The 18850-nt window shown below is 70.1% G+C and carries 2 protein-coding genes; both read left to right on the forward strand.

Annotation, left to right across the window (positions count from 1 at the left end):
* Positions 1–78: 78 nt before the first annotated feature.
* Positions 79–11520: a non-ribosomal peptide synthetase gene (locus tag IE126_RS21010; protein ID WP_189382109.1), complete on the forward strand. Its 11442-nt coding sequence runs from the start codon at positions 79–81 to the stop codon at positions 11518–11520.
* Positions 11517–18850 (forward strand): non-ribosomal peptide synthetase (locus IE126_RS21015; RefSeq protein WP_189382110.1); only part of this gene is annotated, 7334 nt, incomplete at its 3' end. The genes IE126_RS21010 and IE126_RS21015, both read left to right, overlap by 4 nt.

Genomic DNA, 18850 nt, shown 5'->3' on the forward strand with positions numbered 1-18850 from the left:
TTCCTGTCCCGTCCTCAATAAACGCGCCGTTCCGGATGCTGGCTTTAATTCATTCAACGTTTGCAATGGCTTGGTAAGATGACAGAGTTTGCGACCTTTTCCGATCTGCTGCTTGCCAGATTTCGGGACGATGCCGAAAAGCCTGCGTTCACCTTCCTGGATCAGGACCGGCAGGAGCTTCTGAGCTTTGGCGGTCTTGGTGATCTGGCGCGGGGGGTGGCGGGCCGCATCCAGGCGCAGGCGGCGGCGGGGGACCGCGTGCTGATCGTCTTGCCACCGGGACGCGACTATGTGGTTGCGGTGGTGGCCTGTGCGCTTGCGGGGGTGGTGGCGGTGCCCGCGCTGTCGCCCGCCTCGGTCAAGGGGTTGCCGCGTCTGGCGCGGATCGCGGAAGACGCCGGGGCGGTGCTGCTGCTGACCGGCGCCGCGCAGGGTGAAAAGCTTGCGGCGGAGCCGGCGCTGGCCGCGCTGCCGCGCCTGCTGGTCGAAGGGGAAGCGCCTGCGGACTGGGTTGCCCCCGCGCTGTCGCCCGATGATCTGTTGTTCCTGCAATATACCTCTGGCTCGACCGGCACGCCCAAGGGGGTGATGATCAGCCATCGCAACGCGCTGGCCAATCTGGGGCTGAGCCGCGACACATTCGGGATGAGCGCGCGGGATGTCATCGTGTCCTGGCTGCCACCGCATCACGATTTCGGGCTGGTGGGTGGCATCTTCTCGGCGCTGTTCAACGGCTGCCATGCGGTGCATCTGACGCCGCTGGCCTTCCTGACCCGGCCGCGTCGCTGGCCTCAGGCAATCAGCGATTTCCGCGCGACCATCACCGGGGCGCCGAATTTCGCCTGGGATCTGTGCGTGTCGCGGATCGGGGCAGAGGATCGCGCCGGGCTGGACCTGTCGTCGCTGCGGGTGGCGATCAACGGGGCGGAGCGGGTGCGGCCCGAGACGCTGACCGCCTTCTGCACGGCCTTCGCGGATTGCGGCTTCGACCCGGCGGCGGTGACGCCGGCCTATGGGCTGGCGGAAACCACGCTTCTGGTGGCGGCGCCGCGCCTGCATGTGGCGGGGCAATTGCCGCGCATGATCGCCGGTCCGAATGCTTCGGGCGACGAGGCGGCGCTGGCGCAGGGGCAGCTTGTCGGGCATGGCGTGGCGCCGGGCACGGTGATCGTGGGGCCGGAGGGCGCGGTGCTGCCCGAGGGTCAGCCGGGCGAGATCTGGGTCAGCGGCCCTTCGGTCGCGCGCGGCTACTGGCGCAACCCGGCGGAAACGCAGGCGGCCTTCGGTCATCGCCTGCCGGGGCAGGAGGGCGCGTTCTTCAGGACCGGCGACATCGGCCTGATCGACGGGGGCGAGCTGTTCATCGCCGGGCGCAGCAAGGAAATGATGATCCTCGCCGGGCGCAACCTGTTCCCGCAGGATATCGAACCGGATGTCGAGGCGCTGAGCCCGGCGTTCCGGCGCAGCGGGGCGGCCGTCTTTACGGTGGAGGACGGGCGCGAGACCCGGCTGGTGGTGGTGCAGGAGGTGCTGGACCGCCGCGCGCTGAAAACCGAGGGGCTGGCCGAACAGTTGCGCGCCATGCTGGCCGAACGGCATGACATCGCGGATCTGGCGGCCTTCCTGCTGGTCAGGACCGGCGATCTGCCGCGCACGACCTCGGGCAAGATCCAGCGCTTCCGCTGCGCGCGGCTGTTCGCGGAACAGGGGTTCCGGCCGCTGTGGTCGTGGCAGGCCGGGGCGGCGGTGCAAAGCGATTTCGTGGCGCCGCGCAGCGCGACCGAGATCGAGCTTGCCGCGCTGTGGCGCGATCTGCTGGGCGGTGAGGATATCTCGATCCGCGACAATTTTCTGGAACTGGCGGGCAATTCGCTGCTGGCGACGCAGATCATCTCGGCGCTGGACCAGCGGTTCGGGGTGGATGTCTCGCTGACCGCGCTGTTCGAGAATCCGACGATCGAGATGCTTGCGGTGGAGATCGACCATGCGCTTGCCCGCCGGGTGGTGGTGGCCGAGGATATTCAGCCCCGCCCGGTGTCGCCCTTGCAGGCGCGGCTGTTTTATCTGGACCAGTTCGCGCCGGGGGATCCGATTTATACGGTCAGCCAGGGGCTGCGGCTGGAGGGGACGGTTGATACCGGCGCGCTGGAACGGGCTGCCGCTGCGCTTGCGGCACGGCACGAGGTGCTGCGTTATCGCTTCGCGCTGGAAGAGGGCCGCCCGGTGGCGCAACTTCTGCCAGCGCTCGACGGGCTGACCGACTGCCGGGTGGTGGATGATGTGGAAGCTGCCGCCGATGCGCTGCGGGCGGCGCCCTTCGATCTGCTGGCGGGCGGGTTGCTGCGGATCGCGCTGCTGACTTCGGCGGCGGATGACGAGATGCATCGCCTGATCCTGTGCGCCCATCGTATCGTGGTTGATGACCTGTCGGCGGAGCGGATGCTGGCGGAACTGGCCGCGCTTTATTCGGCCGAGGTAGCGGGGCTGGCCCCGCGTCTGCCCGCCGCGCGGCAACATGCGGCGCTGGCCGAGGCGCAACTGGGCTGGATGGCCTCGGACAATGGCCGCGCCGATCTGGACTGGTGGCGCGATGCCTTGCAGGATGCGCCCGCGCTGCTGGCGCTGCCGACCGACCGGCCACGGCCTGCGGTGCAGGATCACAGCGGCGCGCGGCATGGCTTCTTCCTGTCGCTGGCGGCGGCAAGCGCGGCAGAGGCCGCCGATCTGGCCGCCACCGCCTTTGCCGTGCTGCTGCATCGCTACAGCGGGCAGGGCGATCTGTGCATCGGTCTGCCGCATCGGGTGCCGACCGGCGAAGTCGGCCCGCTGACCGACATGCTGCCGCTGCGGCTGGCGGTTTCGGGCGAGATGCGGTTTGGCGATCTGCGGCACCGCCTGGCGGCCAGCCGCGCCGCCGCCGAGACGCGCGGCGCCGTGCCCTTCGATGCCATGGTGGAGGCGGTGCAGCCCGAGCGGCATCTGGGCCATGCCCCGGTGTTTCAGGTCGCGCTGGAAATTGCGGGGGCGGCCCCGGTGCTGCCCGCGATGCGCGGGCTGGAGGTGCAGGCCGAGCCTGCGCGCGCGCCCCATGCGATGTATGACCTGACGCTGCGGCTGCGCCCGGCGCAAGGTGGCTTTGACGCGGAGATCGACTATGCCACCGCCTTGTTCGATGCGGAAACCATTGCTTCGATGGGGCGGCATCTTCAGCGCGTGCTGGACCAGCGCACGGCACCCATGCTGCTGGCCGAGCCGCTGCCGGATGCGGCAGAGCAGGCTCGCATCCTGCGCGACTGGAACACGACCGGGGCGGATTACCCCGAAGCCGCGCCGCTGGCCGAGATGTTCGCCCGTCAGGTGACGCTGCGCCCCGAGGCTGCCTGCGTGGTGGCCGAGGATGGGGAACTGAGCTTTGCCGAGCTGAACCGCTGCGCCAACCGGCTGGCCCATGCGCTGATCGCGGCAGGGGTGGGGCCGGACGATCTGGTGGGCCTTTGTGCCGAGCGCGGCGCCGCGATGATGGTGGCGCTGCTGGCGATCCTGAAGGCCGGGGCGGGCTATCTGCCCCTGGACCCGGCGCTGCCGGAGGCGCGGCTGGAGTATATGATCCGCGACGCGCGGCCGCGTGCGATTGTCACGCTGGCGCATCTGACCGGCGCGTTGCCCGCCGCCGCCTGCCCGGTGCTGCTGGCCGATGATGCCGCCGCCGTCGCCGAGCGGCCCGAAACCGACCCGGCGCCGCGCGGCACGATGCAGACGCTGGCCTATTGCATCTATACCTCCGGCTCGACCGGCAACCCCAAGGGCGTGATGGTGGCGCAGGCCGGGGTCGTGAACCGGCTCTGCTGGATGACCCGCGCCTATGGCGTGGCGCCGGGCGAGCGGCTGTTGCAGAAGACGCCCTACAGTTTCGACGTTTCGGTATGGGAGCTGTTCTGGCCGCTGATCGCGGGGGCGACGCTGGTGATGGCCCGGCCCGGCGGGCATCAGGACGTGGCCTATCTGGCCGGGGTGATCCGCGACCAGCGCATCACGACGGTGCATTTCGTGCCGCCGATGCTGGAATTCTTCATCGACTATGGCGATCTTTCGGGCTGCGGCAGCCTGCGGCAGATTCTTTGTTCCGGGCAGGCGCTGCCGGTTGCCTTGCAGAACCGCGTGCTGGCGGCGTTGCCGCATGTGGCGCTGCGCAACCTTTACGGCCCGACCGAGGCCTCCATCGAAGTGTCGCACTGGGATTGCCTGCCGCGCGCGGGGCAGGCCTCGGTGCCGATCGGCCATCCGATCGGGAATATCCGGCTTTATGTTCTGGATGCAGCATTGAACCCGGTGCCGGCGGGTGTGGCGGGCGAGCTGTTTCTGGCGGGTATCGGTCTGGCGCGGGGCTATCTGAACCGCCCCGATCTGACGGCTGCGGCTTTCGTGCCCGATCCCTTCGGCCCGCCGGGGGAACGGATGTATCGTTCAGGCGATCTGGCGCGGCATCTGTCCGATGGCGCGGTGGAATATCTGGGCCGGATCGACGATCAGGTGAAGATCCGGGGCTTCCGCATTGAACTGGGTGAGATCGAGGCGCGGTTGACCGATTTGCCCGCGATCCGCGAGGCGCTGGTGGTGGCAACCGATCCCGGCGCGGGCGAACGCAGCCTGATCGCCTATCTGGTGGCCGAACCGGGGGCCGAAGCGGACGAGCGCGCGGTGAAAGCCGCGCTGCTGGACCGGCTGCCCGATTACATGGTGCCCGCGTGGTTCGTCTGGCTGCCCGCCTTCCCGGTGACGGCGAATGGCAAGATCGACCGCCGCGCGCTGCCGAAACCCGATGCGCGCCGGGGCGACGACGGTTTCGTCACGCCCGAGGGCGAGACGCAGATCGCCATGGCCGCGATCTGGGCCGAACTGCTGGGCCGGGATCGCGTGGGGGCGCAGGATCGTTTCTTCGATCTGGGGGGGCATTCGCTGCTGGCGACACAGGCCATTTCCAAGATCCGGCTGCGGTTCGGCGTGGATGTGCCGTTGCGCGCGGTGCTGTTCGACCGGCCCACGGTGGCTGAACTGGCGGCCGAGGTCGATGCCCTGCGCGCCGACAACCGCCAGACCGGGATGACCGCGATCCGCCCGGCGCCGCGCGATGGCGACCTGCCGCTGTCCTTCTCGCAAAAGCGGCTGTGGTTCCTTGACCAGCTTGAGCCGGGCAATCCGTTCTACAACATCCCGGCGCCGACGCGGCTGCGCGGGCCGCTGGATGTGGCGGCGCTGCGGCAGGCGATCAACACCATTGTTGCGCGGCATGACAGTCTGCGCACCACCTTCCTCGACCGCGATGGCGCGCCGGTGCAGGTCATCGCCCCGGCGCTGGAACTGGAGATCCCGCTGACCGATCTGAGCGCGCTGCCCGACCCCGAGGCAGAGGCCCGGCGTCTGGCGGTGGAAGATGCGCAGACCGCGTTCCGGCTGGACCTGTCGCCGCTGGTGCGGGCGCGTCTGTTGCGGCTGGGGGACGAGGATCATGTGATCCTGTTCAACATGCACCACATCATCTCTGACGGCTGGTCGATGGGGGTGCTGGTCACCGAATTCGTGGCGCTGTATCGCGCGGCGGTCGAGGGGCGGCCCGATCCGCTGCCGCCGCTGGCGATCCAGTATCTCGATTTCGCGATCTGGCAGCGCGACTGGTTGCAGGGCGAGACGCTGCAAAGCCAGCTTGATTACTGGCGCGACCGGCTGGCCGGGGCGCCGCCGGTGCTGCCCCTGCCCACCGACCGCCCGCGCCCGCCCGCGCAAAGCTATCGCGGCGCCACTTTCGACGTGACCCTGCCCGCTGATCTGACGGCAGAGCTTTATGCGCTGGGGGCGCGGCACCAAAGCACGCTGTTCATGGTGCTGCTCTCGGCCTTCAACATCCTGCTGGCACGGCACGCGCGGGTGCAGGATCTGTGCGTCGGCACCTATATCGCCAACCGCAACCGGGCCGAGATCGAGAACCTGATCGGCTTCTTCGTCAACATGCTGGTGCTGCGCAGCGAAGTGGCGCCGGAAGCCAGCTTCGAAACCCTGCTGCAACAGGTGCGGCGCAATGCGCTGGATGCCTATGCCAATCAGGATCTGCCGTTTGAATATCTGGTCGAGGAGCTGCGCCCCGAGCGGCATCTGAGCCATTCGCCGCTGTTTCAGGTGGTCTTCGTGCTTCAGAACACGCCGATGGACGATCTGGATGCCTCGGGCCTGCGGACCGAACCGCTGGCGGTGGAAAGCCATGTGTCGAAGTTCGATCTGACGCTGCGGCTGACGGAAAAGGCCGGGGCGCTGCATGGCTGTTTCGAATATGCGACCGACCTGTTCGACGAAAGCAGCATCGCCGCCATGGCGGGGCAGTTCGACCATCTGTTGCGCGACATCGTGCGCCGCCCCGATGCGGCGCTGGCCGATCTGACGCTCGGCGCGGCCGAGGCCCCGGCCGAGGCGCCCGCGCCGCTGCCACAGGTGCCGGTGCTGGTGGCTTTCGCCGCCCGCGTGGCCGAGGCGCCGGATCATCCGGCGGTCACGGGCCCCGGCGGCCTGAGTTATGCGGCGCTGGATCGCGCCTCGGACCGGCTGGCGCATCGGCTGCGGGCTGCGGGTGTGGCGCATGGCGCGCCGGTCGGCCTTTGCCTTGACCGGGGCGCCGGTCTGGTGACCGCGATCCTGGCCTGCATCAAGGCAGGGGTGGCCTGGCTGCCGCTGGACCCGGCAATGCCGCCCGCGCGGCAGGCGCTGATCCTGTCAGAGGCGCGGCCCGCGCTGGTGCTGGCCCCGGTAGCCCGGCATGCCGGTTTGCAGGCGGCGGGTGCGGCGCATCTGCTGGACCCCGAAACCGCGGGCGAGGCGCCTGAAGGCCCGCTGCCCGGCTGTGGGCCGGACGACCCCGCCTATATCCTCTACACCTCCGGCACCACCGGGCGGCCCAAGGGTGTGGTCATCCCGCATCGCGGCGTGATGAACCATGCGGCGCATCACATTGCTCTCTGCGGTCTTGGCCCGCAGGACCGCGTGCTGCAATTCGCAACCCCGGCTTTTGATACCTCGGTCGAGGAAATACTGCCGACGCTGATGGCGGGCGCCGCGCTGGTCCCGCGCCCCGAGGGCTTTCTGGATACCGGCGCCGCCTTCGCCGATTTCCTCGCCCGCGAGGGGGTGACAGTGCTCGACCTGCCGACGCGGTTCTGGCAGCTCTGGGCCGAGGACAGCGCGCCGATCCCCGAAGCTTTGCGGCTGGTGATCCTCGGCGGCGAGAAGGTGACGCCTTCGCAGCTTGCAACCTGGAGCCGGCGGCCCGAGGCCGCGCGCATCCGGCTGGTCAATACCTATGGCCCGACCGAGGCGACGATCATCGCCACCGCCTGCGACGTGCCGCCCGATCCGGCGCCCGCGCGCGAAATCCCCATCGGCCGGCCGATCCCCGGCATGGTGCTGCGGCTTCTGGACCCGGCACTGCGCCCGGTGCCGCAGGGCATGGCGGGCGAAATCTGGCTGGGTGGCGCGGGGCTGGCGCTTGGCTATCTCAATCAGCCGCACCTGACGGCAGATCGTTTCCGCGCCGATCCCTACGGGGTCCCCGGTGCGCGGCTTTACCGCACCGGCGATCTGGGCCGGATGCGCGCCGATGGCCAGATCGAGTTTCTGGGCCGGGTGGACGACCAGATCAAGCTGCGCGGCTACCGGATCGAGCCTGCCGAGATCGAGGCGGTGTTGCTGGCGGCGGGCGCGACACAGGCGCTGGTGCTGCTGGATGAAAGTGCCGGGCAGCCGCGTCTGCTGGCCTATGCGACCGGGGCCGATGAGGCGGTGCTGCGCCGGGCGGCGGAGGCCAGCCTTCCGTCCTACATGTTGCCGTCGTCGATCATGGTGTTGTCTGGGTTTCCGTTGAGTCTGAACGGGAAGGTGGATCGTCGGGCCTTGCCTTTGCCGGTGGTTCAGGGGGGGGCGGTTGTGGTCCGGGCCGGGGTCGAGGCGGAGCTGGCGGGGCTTTGGGCGGAGGTTCTGGGGCTTTCGGCGGACCGGATCGGGGCGGGGGAGACGTTCTTTGCGCTTGGCGGGCATTCGCTTCTGGCGACGCAGCTGATCGCGCGGGTGCGGCGGCGCTGGGGGATCGAGCTGTCGCTGCGGGCGCTGTTCGAGCATCCGACGCTGGAGGGGCTGGCGCCGGTGGTGGCGGCGGCCATCGCGGGCAAGGATGCGGTGCAGGACGGGGGCAGCTTGCAGGACGGGGGCGCGCCCGTGCTGCCCGATCCCGTGCTGCCCGATCCGGCGCCGCGCGGGCCGGGGCCGGTTCCGCTGTCCTTCGCGCAGCAGCGGCTGTGGTTCCTCGACCAGCTGTCGCCGGGCGACACGGCCTATAACCAGCCGGTCGCGCTGCGGCTGACCGGGCGGCTGGAGCCGGACGCGCTGGCGCAGGCGCTGACCGGGCTGGTGGCGCGGCACGAGGCGTTGCGCACGGTCTTTGCCACCGATCAGGCGCTGCCGGTGCAGGTGATCCTGCCGCCCGGCCCGGTCGATCTGCCGCTGGAGGATCTGTCGGATGAGGCCGATCCGATGGCCGCCGCCGGGGCGCGGCTGGCCGTTCTGGCGGCCGAACCCTTCGATCTGGCGCGGGGTCCGCTGCTGCGGGCGCGGGTGATCCGGCTGGGGCCGGAGGATCACCTCGCGGCGCTGGTGCTGCATCACATCGTCTCGGACGGCTGGTCGCTGGGGGTGTTCCTGCGCGAACTGGCGGCGCTTTACGAGGCGGCGCTGGCGGGGCGGGCGGCGGATCTGCCGCCGCTGCCGCTGCAATACGGCGATTACGCGGCCTGGCAGCGGGCGCATCTGCAGGGGCCGGAGCTGGAGCGGCAGCTGGCCTACTGGCGCGCCCGGCTGGCCGGGATGCCCGACCGGCTGGCGCTGCCGACCGACCGGCCGCGCCCGGCGGTGCAAAGCCATGCCGGGGCGGTGATGCCCTTCGATCTGCCCGCCGGTCTGACCCGCGCGCTGGAGGCGCTGGCGCGGCGCACCGGGACCAGCCTGCACATGGTGCTGGTGGCGGTGCTGTCGGTGCTGCTGGCGCGGTGGAGCGGGCAGGAGGACATCGCCATCGGCACGCCGGTGGCGGGGCGGCGGCATGCGGCGCTGGAGGGGCTGATCGGCTTCTTCGTCAATACTTTGGTGCTGCGCGCCGGGGTGGATGCGGCCGAGCCGTTCTCGGCGCTGCTGGGGCGGCTGCGCGAGGATGCGCTGGCGGCGCAGGCGCATCAGGATCTGCCCTTCGACCAGCTGGTCGAGGCGCTGCAACCGGCCCGCGACCTGAGCCATGCGCCGCTGTTCCAGGTGATGCTGGCGCTGCAGAACGCGCCGCTGGGAGCGATGGCCTTCGGCGGGCTGCGGCTGGAACCGGCGGGCGTGGCGGTGACGGCGACGAAGTTCGACCTGACCTTCAGTTTGCAGGAAGTGCCGGGCAGTTTGCAGGACCTGCCGGGGCAGGGCGGGCTGACCGGGGCCATCGAATATGCGACCGACCTGTTCGATGCGGCGACCATCGCGCGGCTGGCGGCGCAGTTCCGCCATCTGGCGGCGGCCTGCGCGGCGGCGCCGGAGACACGGATCGGGGCGCTGCCGCTGATGGATGCAGCGGAACGCGCGGCGGTGGTGGCGGGCTGGGCGCCCGCCCCGCCGCCGGCGGCGCGGGAAGCCGAAACGGTAACCGGGCGGCTGGACACGCTGGTCAGTGCCGCCGCCGCGCGGCACCCGGACCGGATCGCGCTGCGCTACGAGGGCATCAGCCTGACCTATGCCGCGCTGGAGGCGCGCGCCAACCGGCTGGCGCATCGTCTGGTGCAGCTCGGCGTCGGCCCCGAGACGCGGGTGGGCCTGTGCTGCGAACGCTCGTTCGAGATGATCGTGGGGCTGCTCGCGGTGCTGAAGGCGGGCGGCGCTTATGTGCCGCTGGACCCCGAACACCCCGACGACCGGCTGGCCTATATGCTGGACGATGCGGCGCCGGTGCTGGTGCTGGCCCAGAGCGCGCAGGCCAGCCGCCTGCAATCCCTGACCCCCGCCCCGGTTCTGACCCTCGCCACCCACCCCGATCCCGAAACGGGCGAGACCGAGGCCCGCTCCCTCCCCGAAACCCCGCCGGAAACCCGAACAACCCCCCAAAACGCCGCCTATGTCATCTACACCTCAGGCTCCACTGGAAAACCAAAGGGCGTATGCGTCGAGCACAGGGCCATCGTGAACCGGGTGCTGTGGCTGCATCATGCCTTTGCGGTGCAGCCCGGGGACCGGATGGTGCAGAAGACGCCCTTCGGTTTCGACGTGTCGGTGGGCGAGATCTTCCTGCCGCTGGTGGCCGGGGGGATGCTGGTCATCGCGCGGCCGCGCGGCCATGTCGACGTCGCCTATCTGGCGCGGCTGGTGCGGGAAGAGGCGATCACGCTGATCCATTTCGTGCCGCCGATGGTGGAAGCCTCGCTGGGGCAGGCCGACCCGTCGGATTACGCCTCGCTGCGCGGCGTGCTGTGTTCGGGGCAGGCGCTGCCGCGCGCGGTGCAGGACCGGCTGGCAGAGTTTGTGCCGCATGTGCGGCTGCACAACCTCTATGGCCCGACCGAGGCGGCGGTGGAGGTCACGCATTGGCCCTGCGCGCCGGAAGATCCGCGCTTCGGTCCGGGGGTGCCCATCGGGCGGCCCATCGACAATGTGGCGATGTATGTGCTGGACGATGATATGGAGCCGGTTCCCGTGGGTGTGCCAGGGCATCTGTTCATCGCCGGGGTTGCGCTGGCGCGTGGTTATGTGAACCGTCCCGACCTGACGGCGGGGGCCTTTATCCCCGATCCGCTGGGGCCGCCCGGCAGCCGGATGTATCGCACCGGCGACCGGGCGCGCTATCTGCCGAACGGTGCCATCGACTTCCTTGGCCGGGCAGATGACCAGCTGAAGATCCGAGGCGTGCGGATCGAGCCGGGCGAGGTGGAGGCGGCGATCATGGCCTGCGGTATCCGCGAGGCGGTGGTGGTGGCCGGGCCGGATGCCAGCGGCGAACTGGGGCTGATCGCCTATGTCGTGGCGCGGTCCTTCGACGAGGCGGATCTGCGCGAGCAACTGGCGGGCCGCGTGCCCGACTTCATGATGCCCACAGCTTTCGTGGTGCTGGAGGCGGTGCCGCTGACACCAAATGGCAAGGTGAACCGCAAGGCGCTGCCGGCGCCCGATTTCACCAAGGCGGTGGCCTTCGTCGCCCCCCGGACCGAGACCGAGGCGCGTATCGCCGCGATCTGGGCCGAGGTTCTGGGCCGCGGGGAAGTCGGTGTGACCGACAATTTCTTCCGGCTGGGCGGTCATTCGCTGCGGGCGGTGACGGCGCTGAACCGGCTGGGCGAGGCTTTCGGAATCGAGATCGGGCTGGAAAAGGCCTTCGCGCTGCAAACCGTGGAATCGCTGGCCCGGCATATCGACAGCCTGCGCGGCCCCGCGCCGGAGACCCCGAAGAAGAAGATGCGGATATGACGGCAGCGGTTCTGTGGCGGCGGCTGGCCGCGCTTGGCATCACGGTTTCGGCGGATGACGGCGATCTGGAGCTGGAGGGCGATCTGGAGGCGCTGGACGAGGCTCTGATCGCCGAGATCCGGGCGGCGAAGCCTGCGCTGCTGGACTGGATCGCGGCGCGGGAAATCCGGCCGCGCCGGGCGGCGTCGGCGGATTATCCGCTGTCGGGCCAGCAACAGCGATTGTGGTTCGTGCAGACGCTGGACCCCGAAAGCGCGGCCTATAACCTGCCCGCGGCCTTCCGGCTGAGCGGTGCGCTGGATGTCGCGCGGCTGGAAGCGGTGCTGCACCGGATCATGGAGCGGCATGCCGCGCTGCGCACCCGCTTCGTGGCGGTGAACGGCCTGCCGCGTCAGGTGGTGCTGCCATCGGAGGCGGCGCGGATCACGCTCGACGTCACGGATCTGACGGGCGTTCCGGCTCAGGCCCGGCTGGAGGACGCGCGGCGCCTCGGGGCGGCCGAAGCGGCACGGCCCTTCGATCTGTCGGTGGCCCCCCTGATCCGGGCGGCGCTGTTCCGGCTGGGCGAGGGTGATCATCTGCTGGTCATCACCCTGCATCATATCGTGGCCGATGGCTGGTCCATCGCGCTGCTGATGCGCGAGGTGGCCTTGCTGTGGCATGGCGAAAGCCTGCCCGCCCTGAGGCTGGACTATGCCGATTACGCGCTGTGGCAGAACGGCCCCGGCGCGCCGGTTCAGGACGAGGCACTGGACTGGTGGAAGGCGGCGCTGGCCGATCTGCCGCCGGTCTCGACCTTCCCCGCCGATTTCGCGCGCCCGGCGCTGCCCTCGGGGCAGGGCGGCGCGGTCGATCTGGAGCTTGCGGCGCCGGTCGTGGCCGGGTTGCGGCGGCTGGCCGCGCAACAGGGCACGACGCTGTTCACCCTGTTGCTGGCGGGGCAGGGGGCCTTGCTGGCCCGCTATGCCCGGCAGGAGGACATCTGCATCGGCAGCCCGGTTGCCAATCGCGCACGGGCCGAGGTCGAGGGGATCTTCGGCTTCTTCGTCAACATGGTCGCGCTGCGCTGCCAGCCCCGGCCTGACCTGCCGCTGGGGGATTACCTGCGCGCGGTGCGCGAACAGGTGGAGGCGGCCTTTGCCCATCAATCCGCCCCGTTCGAGCGGGTGGTGGAGGCGACGGGTGCCGCGCGCCGTCTGGATCAGGCGCCCTTGTTCCAGACGGTGCTGGTCTTGCAGAATGCCGCCGGGCAGGCGGTGCATCTGCCGGGGCTGGAGGTCGCGCCCTTCGCGTTGCCCGCCGCACCGCCGAAATTCGATCTGACGGTGACGGCGGTGGAACTGCCCGAAGGCGGGCTGAGCCTGCAACTCGCCTATGATGCCGGGCTGTTCCGGCCGGATACGGCGGCGCGGATCGGGCGCAACCTGACCGCGCTGCTTCAGGCCATGGCGGCGGCCGATCTGTCGTTGCCGCTGGGTGATCTGCCGATCCTGGGGATCGAGGAGCAGGCGCTGCTGACGGTGACGCTGGCGCGCGGGCCGCGCAGCGAGGGGATGGCCGATCCGGTGGCGCGGCTGGCGGCGCTGGCGGTCGAAGCGCCGGATCATCCGGCCATCGTTTGCGGGGCGGCGGGGTTGAGCCGGCAGGGGCTGGACCTGCTGGCGCGGCGCTTTGCCACCGCCTTGCGGGCGCGGGGGATCGGGCCGGGGGATCTGGTGGCGATCCATGCCGAGGCCGAACCCTGGCGGGTGGCGGCGATGCTGGCGGTGCTGCGCTGCGGTGCGGCCTATCTGCCGCTGGAGCCGTCTTACCCGGCAGAGCGACTGGCCTATATGCTGGAAGATGCGGCCCCGGCGCTGGTGATCGGCGGGCGGGCGTCCTTTGCGGGCGGATTGCCCTGCCTTGACCCGGCCGATGTGGCCGGGTTGCCGCCCGATGACAGCGCCCCGCTTGCCGCCCCGGCCGAGGCGGCGGCCTATGTGATCTATACCTCCGGCTCCACCGGGCGGCCCAAGGGTGTGGTGGTGCCACATCGCGGCCTGCGCAATCTGTGCAACTGGATGGCGGGCTATCTGTCCTTCGGCCCGGACAGCCGCTTCGTTGCCACCATGCGCTTCGGCTTTGACGGTTCGGCGGCCGAGACATGGCCGATCCTTGCCGCGGGCGGCACGCTGGTCATGACGCCGCAGCCGGTGCAGGACGACCCGGCGCATCTGCTGGACTGGCTGGCCGATCAGCAGGCAGACGCCTGTTTCCTGACCACGCCGCTGGCCGAACTGGGCATGGCGGGCGGGCAGCTTGACCGCGCGGGCATGGCGGTGATGACCGGCGGTGACCGGCTGCGCCAACGCCCGGCCGAGGGCGCGGGCTGGGTTTTGCACAACAATTACGGCCCGACCGAGACGACGGTGATCGCCACGGCGGGCGCGGTGGCGCCGGGGGCGGGCGATGATCCGGCGATCGGTCAGCCCATCGGCAATACCCGCATCTACCTGCTGGACGCCCGGCTGAACCCGGTGCCGCTGGGCGCGGTGGGGGAGCTGTGGATCGCGGGCGAGGGCGTGGCACAGGGCTATCTGAACCAGCCGGGCCAGACGGCGGCGGCCTTCCTGCCCGATCCTTTCGGGCCACCCGGCGCGCGGATGTATCGCTCGGGCGATCTGGCGCGGCGGCGGGCAGATGGCGCGCTGCACCATCTGGGCCGGGTCGATGCGCAGATCAGCCTGCGCGGCTACCGGATCGAGCCGGGCGAGATCGAACAGGCGCTGACCCGGCAGCCGGGGGTCGAACAGGCACTGGTTCTGGCGCGCGCGGGGAGGCTGCTGGCCTGGGTGATCGCGGCGGAAGGCGCTGCCGATCCGGCGGCGCTGCGCCGGGCGCTGGCGCGCGACCTGCCCGAACATATGGTTCCTGCGGCCATTCTGCCGCTGGAACGCTGGCCGATGACGGCCAATGGCAAGATCGACCGCGCCGCCCTGCCGCAGCCGGAGGTGCAGGCGGGCAGCTTCACCCCGCCGCAGGGCGAGACCGAGCTTTGGCTGGCGGGCATCTGGCAGGATCTGCTGGGCGTCGCGCAGGTCGGGCGCGAGGATAATTTCTTTGCGCTTGGCGGCCATTCGCTGCTGACGACACAGGCGGCCTCGCGCATCCGGGCGGAACGGGGGGCCGACCTGCCGCTGCGGCTGTTCTTCGAGGTGCCGACGCTGGCCGATCTGGCGGCGGCACTGGACGAACGGGCGGCGACAGGCGCGCGGGGCCTGCCGGTCCTGCATCCGCGCGCGGCGGGGCGGGATGATCTGCCCCTGTCCTTTGCCCAGCAAAGGCTGTGGTTCCTTGACCAGCTTGAACCGGGCAATCCGTTCTACAACATCCCCGGCGCGCTGCGGCTGCAAGGACGGCTGGAGCACGGGCTGTTGCAGCAGACGTTGGACCGGCTGATTGCGCGGCACGAGACGCTGCGCACCCATTTCCCCACCGTGCAGGGCGTGCCCCGGCAGGTGGTGCGGCCCCGGCTGGACTTGACCTTGCAGGTGACCGACCTCTCCGCCCATGACGCCGCCACCCGCGACCGGCTGGCGCGCGATCTGGTGGCGGCGGATGCCCGCGCGCCCTTCGATCTGACGACCGGCCCGCTGCTGCGGGCGCATCTGGTGGTTCTGGCCCCCGAGGATCACCTGCTGCTGGTAAACCTGCACCACATCATTGCCGACGGCTGGTCAATGGGTGTGCTGATGCGCGAGGTCGCGGCGATCTATGCCGCGCTTCAGGCGGGCGAGGGGGCGGACCCGCTGCCGCCCCTGCCGGTGCAATACGGCGATTTCGCGCTGTGGCAGCGCGACTGGCTGTCGGGCGAGGAACTGGCGCGGCAAGAGGGCTACTGGCTGGCGCGGCTGGCCGATCTGCCCGCGACGCCGCTGTCCCTCCCACTGGATCACCCGCGCCCTGCGGCGCAAAGCCACCGGGGCGCGACCCACAGTTTCCACATCGGCGCCGGTCTGGCCGCGCGGCTGAAGGCGCTGGCCTCGGGGCAGGGCGCCACGCTGTTCATGGTGCTGAACGCGGTCTATGCCGTGTTGCTCGCGCGGTATTCCGGGCAGACTGACATTCCGGTGGGCAGCCCGATCGCCAATCGCCGCTCGGCCCAGGTCGAGGGGATGATCGGCTTCTTCGTCAATACCATCGTGCTGCGCCATGCGGTCGAACCGGGGCAGAGCTTTGCCGGATTCCTGTCGCAGGTGCGTCGCACCGCGCTGGAAGCCTTCGATCATCAGGATCTGCCGTTCGAACAACTCATTGATCTGCTGAACCCCGAACGCAGCCTTGCCCATGCGCCGGTGTTTCAGGTCAGCTTCGCGCTGCAAAACGCACCCGCGACGGCGGCGGATCTGCCGGGGCTGCGGTTGCTGTCGGTCGAGGCCGAGGCGGTGACCGCCAAGTTCGACCTGACGCTGACCGGTTTTGAAACCGGGACGGGCCTGCATTTCGATTGCGAATATGCCACCGACCTGTTCGATGCGACGACCATCGAGCGGTTTTGCCACGATTATGCCGCGCTGCTGGGGGCGGTGGTGGCGGCGCCCGACACGGCGCTGCATGCGCTGCCGCTGGTGACAGCGGAAGATCGCACCCGGCTGGCGGGCTGGAACGACACCGCCGCGCCGATGCCCGCCGAAAGCGCGCTGGCGGCCTTCGAGGCACAGGCGCAGCTCCGGCCCGATGCCGTGGCGCTAAGCTGGAATGACGAAGACCTGACTTATGCCGCGCTGGACCACCGGGCCAACCGGCTGGCCCATGCGCTGATCGCGGCGGGGCTGCGGCCCGGCGATGCGGTGGGTCTGGGTTGCGGACGTGGCCCTGATCATATCGTGGCCATGCTGGCGGCGAACAAGGCGGGGGCGGTCTATGTGATGCTGCCGCTGGATGCGCCGGATGAGCGTATCGGCTTCATCCTCCGCGATACCGGGATGCGCCATGTGATCGGCCGACCGGAGCCACGCTGGGGCGATGCCATCGTCATCGCGCCCGAGGCCGAAGGCAAGCCGGGGAGGCCGCCCGCTGTGGCCCGCCCCGACCGCGCCTATATCGTTTATACCTCGGGCACGACCGGGGCGCCCAAAGGCTCGATCAATACCCACAGCGGCCTTGCAAACATGAGCCGCTGGTATGCCGACCTGTGCGAACTCGGCCCCGGCACGGCGGTTTCGGTGGTGGCCAATATCGCCTTCGACGGCATCCTGCCGGAAATCTGGCCCGCGCTGATGGTCGGGGCCCGGCTGGTTCTGGTGCCGGACGAGGTGCTGCGCGATGCCTGGGCGCTGGCCGATCATCTGGCCCGCGCGCGGGTCGAGGTGCTGTATCTGCCGATGGGCTATCTGGAGACGCTGGCCGCCACCGGCTTCGACTGGCCGCAGAGCCTGACGCGGGTGGTGGCGGGCGGCGACCGGATGAAGCGCTATGTGCTGCCGCCCGAACGCGGCCTGCCACTGATCAATATCTATGGCCCCTCCGAGACGCAGAGTATTTCCACCGCCGAGACGGTTCTGCCCGGCCATGACGGGCCGATCACCATTGGCCGTCCGATCCCGAATGTGCGCATCCATATCCTCGATGCGATGCTGAATGATCTGCCGCCCGGTGCGGTCGGGGAAATCTGCATCGCGGGCGCCGGGGTGGGCGAGGGCTATCTGGCGCGGCCCGGCCTGACGGCGGAACGCTTCGTTCCTGATCCTTCCGGCCCGCCCGGTGCGCGGATGTATCGCAGCGGCGACATGGGGCGCTTTCTGCCCGATGGCCGCATCGACTATCTGGGCCGTGGTGACGGGCAGCTGAAGATCCGGGGCTTCCGGGTAGAGACCGGCGAGGTGGAGGCCGCGCTGCTGGCCCAGCCCGGCATCGCCGAGGCGCTGGTGCTGGCGAAGCCCGATCCGGTGGCAGGTGCGCGTCTGCTCGCCTGGGTGGTCCCCGAGGCCGAGAGCCGCGAGAGCACGCATTGGGAAAGCACCTTCGACCAGATCTATGCCGAGGAAGCGGCGGACGAGACCCCGGCGGACAGCGGCTTTGACATCACCGGCTGGACCGACAGCTATTCCGGCGCCGCGATCCCGGCGCCGGAAATGGCCGAATGGCTGGAGGAAACCATTGCCCGCATCTCGGGGCTGTCGCCCCGGCATGTGCTGGAAATCGGCTGCGGCACCGGCATGATCCTGCATCGCATCGCCGGGCAGGCCGAAACCTATACCGGCACCGATCTGTCACAGACCGTGCTGACCCGGCTGGCGCGCAGCCTGCCGCGCGATCATGCTGTGCGCCTGCTGCATGCCCCCGCCGATGACTGGTCGCAACTGGGCGACCGGCGGTTCGATACGGTGATCCTCAATTCCGTGGCGCAGTATTTCCCCGGTCTGGCCTATCTGTCGGACTGGCTGGCCGGGGCGGTGGCCCGCGTCGAAACCGGCACGATCTTCCTGGGTGATCTGCGCAATTTCGCGCTGGCGGAGGCGTTCCAGACCTCGGTCGCGCTGCATCATGCGGGCGCGTCGGCGACGGTTGCCGATCTGCGGCAGGATGTGGCGCGGCGCCTTGCGGCCGAACCGGAATTGCTGGTCGATCCGGTCTGGTTCCATGCCTTCGCCGCCAGCCAGCCGCGCATCCGCTGCGTCGATGTGCTGCCCAAGGAAGGTGCCGCCCGGAACGAGCTGATGCGCTTCCGCTATGACGTGCTGTTGCATGTCGGCCCGGTGGCGGCGCAGGTGCCTGAAGACTGGCAGCCCGCCCCGCTGCCCGAGGCGCTGCCCGATCTGCTGGCGGCGGCTGCGCCGCGTCTGGCGCTGCGCGACCTGCCCTTCGCCCCGCCTGCCGGGCCGCTCGCCTCGGCGCGGCTGCTGCATGAACTGCCCGATGCCGCCCCTGCCAGCGCCGTGCGGGTGCCGGAGCCTGCGGGTTTTGACGCGCGCAGCCTGCGCGATCTGGCGGCGGCGCATGGCTATCATCTCGATCTCGGGCTGGCCTCCGGCACCGGGCATGTGCATGCGGTGTTCCGCCGCGAGGATGCATCCCCGGCGCATTGGCCGAGCCTCTGGTCCAAACCACCGCGCCTGTCGCCGCGTCTGGCCAATACGCCGCATATCCCCGAGCGCGACACCACCCTGTCACGCCGGTTGACCGAGGGGCTGGGGCAGAGCCTTCCGTCCTACATGTTGCCGTCGTCGATCATGGTGTTGTCTGGATTTCCGTTGAGTCTGAACGGGAAGGTGGATCGTCGGGCCTTGCCTTTGCCGGTGGTTCAGGGGGGGGCGGTTGTGGTCCGGGCCGGGGTCGAGGCGGAGCTGGC

Origin of the sequence: Gemmobacter nanjingensis, from assembly GCF_014652195.1 — a bacterium.
GTDB lineage: Bacteria > Pseudomonadota > Alphaproteobacteria > Rhodobacterales > Rhodobacteraceae > Gemmobacter > Gemmobacter caeni.

Bases quoted from the DNA above. Each gene is read 5' to 3' on its own strand.
- IE126_RS21010 (WP_189382109.1), top strand. From the start codon at position 79: ATGACAGAGTTTGCGACCTTTTCCGATCTGCTGCTTGCCAGATTTCGG.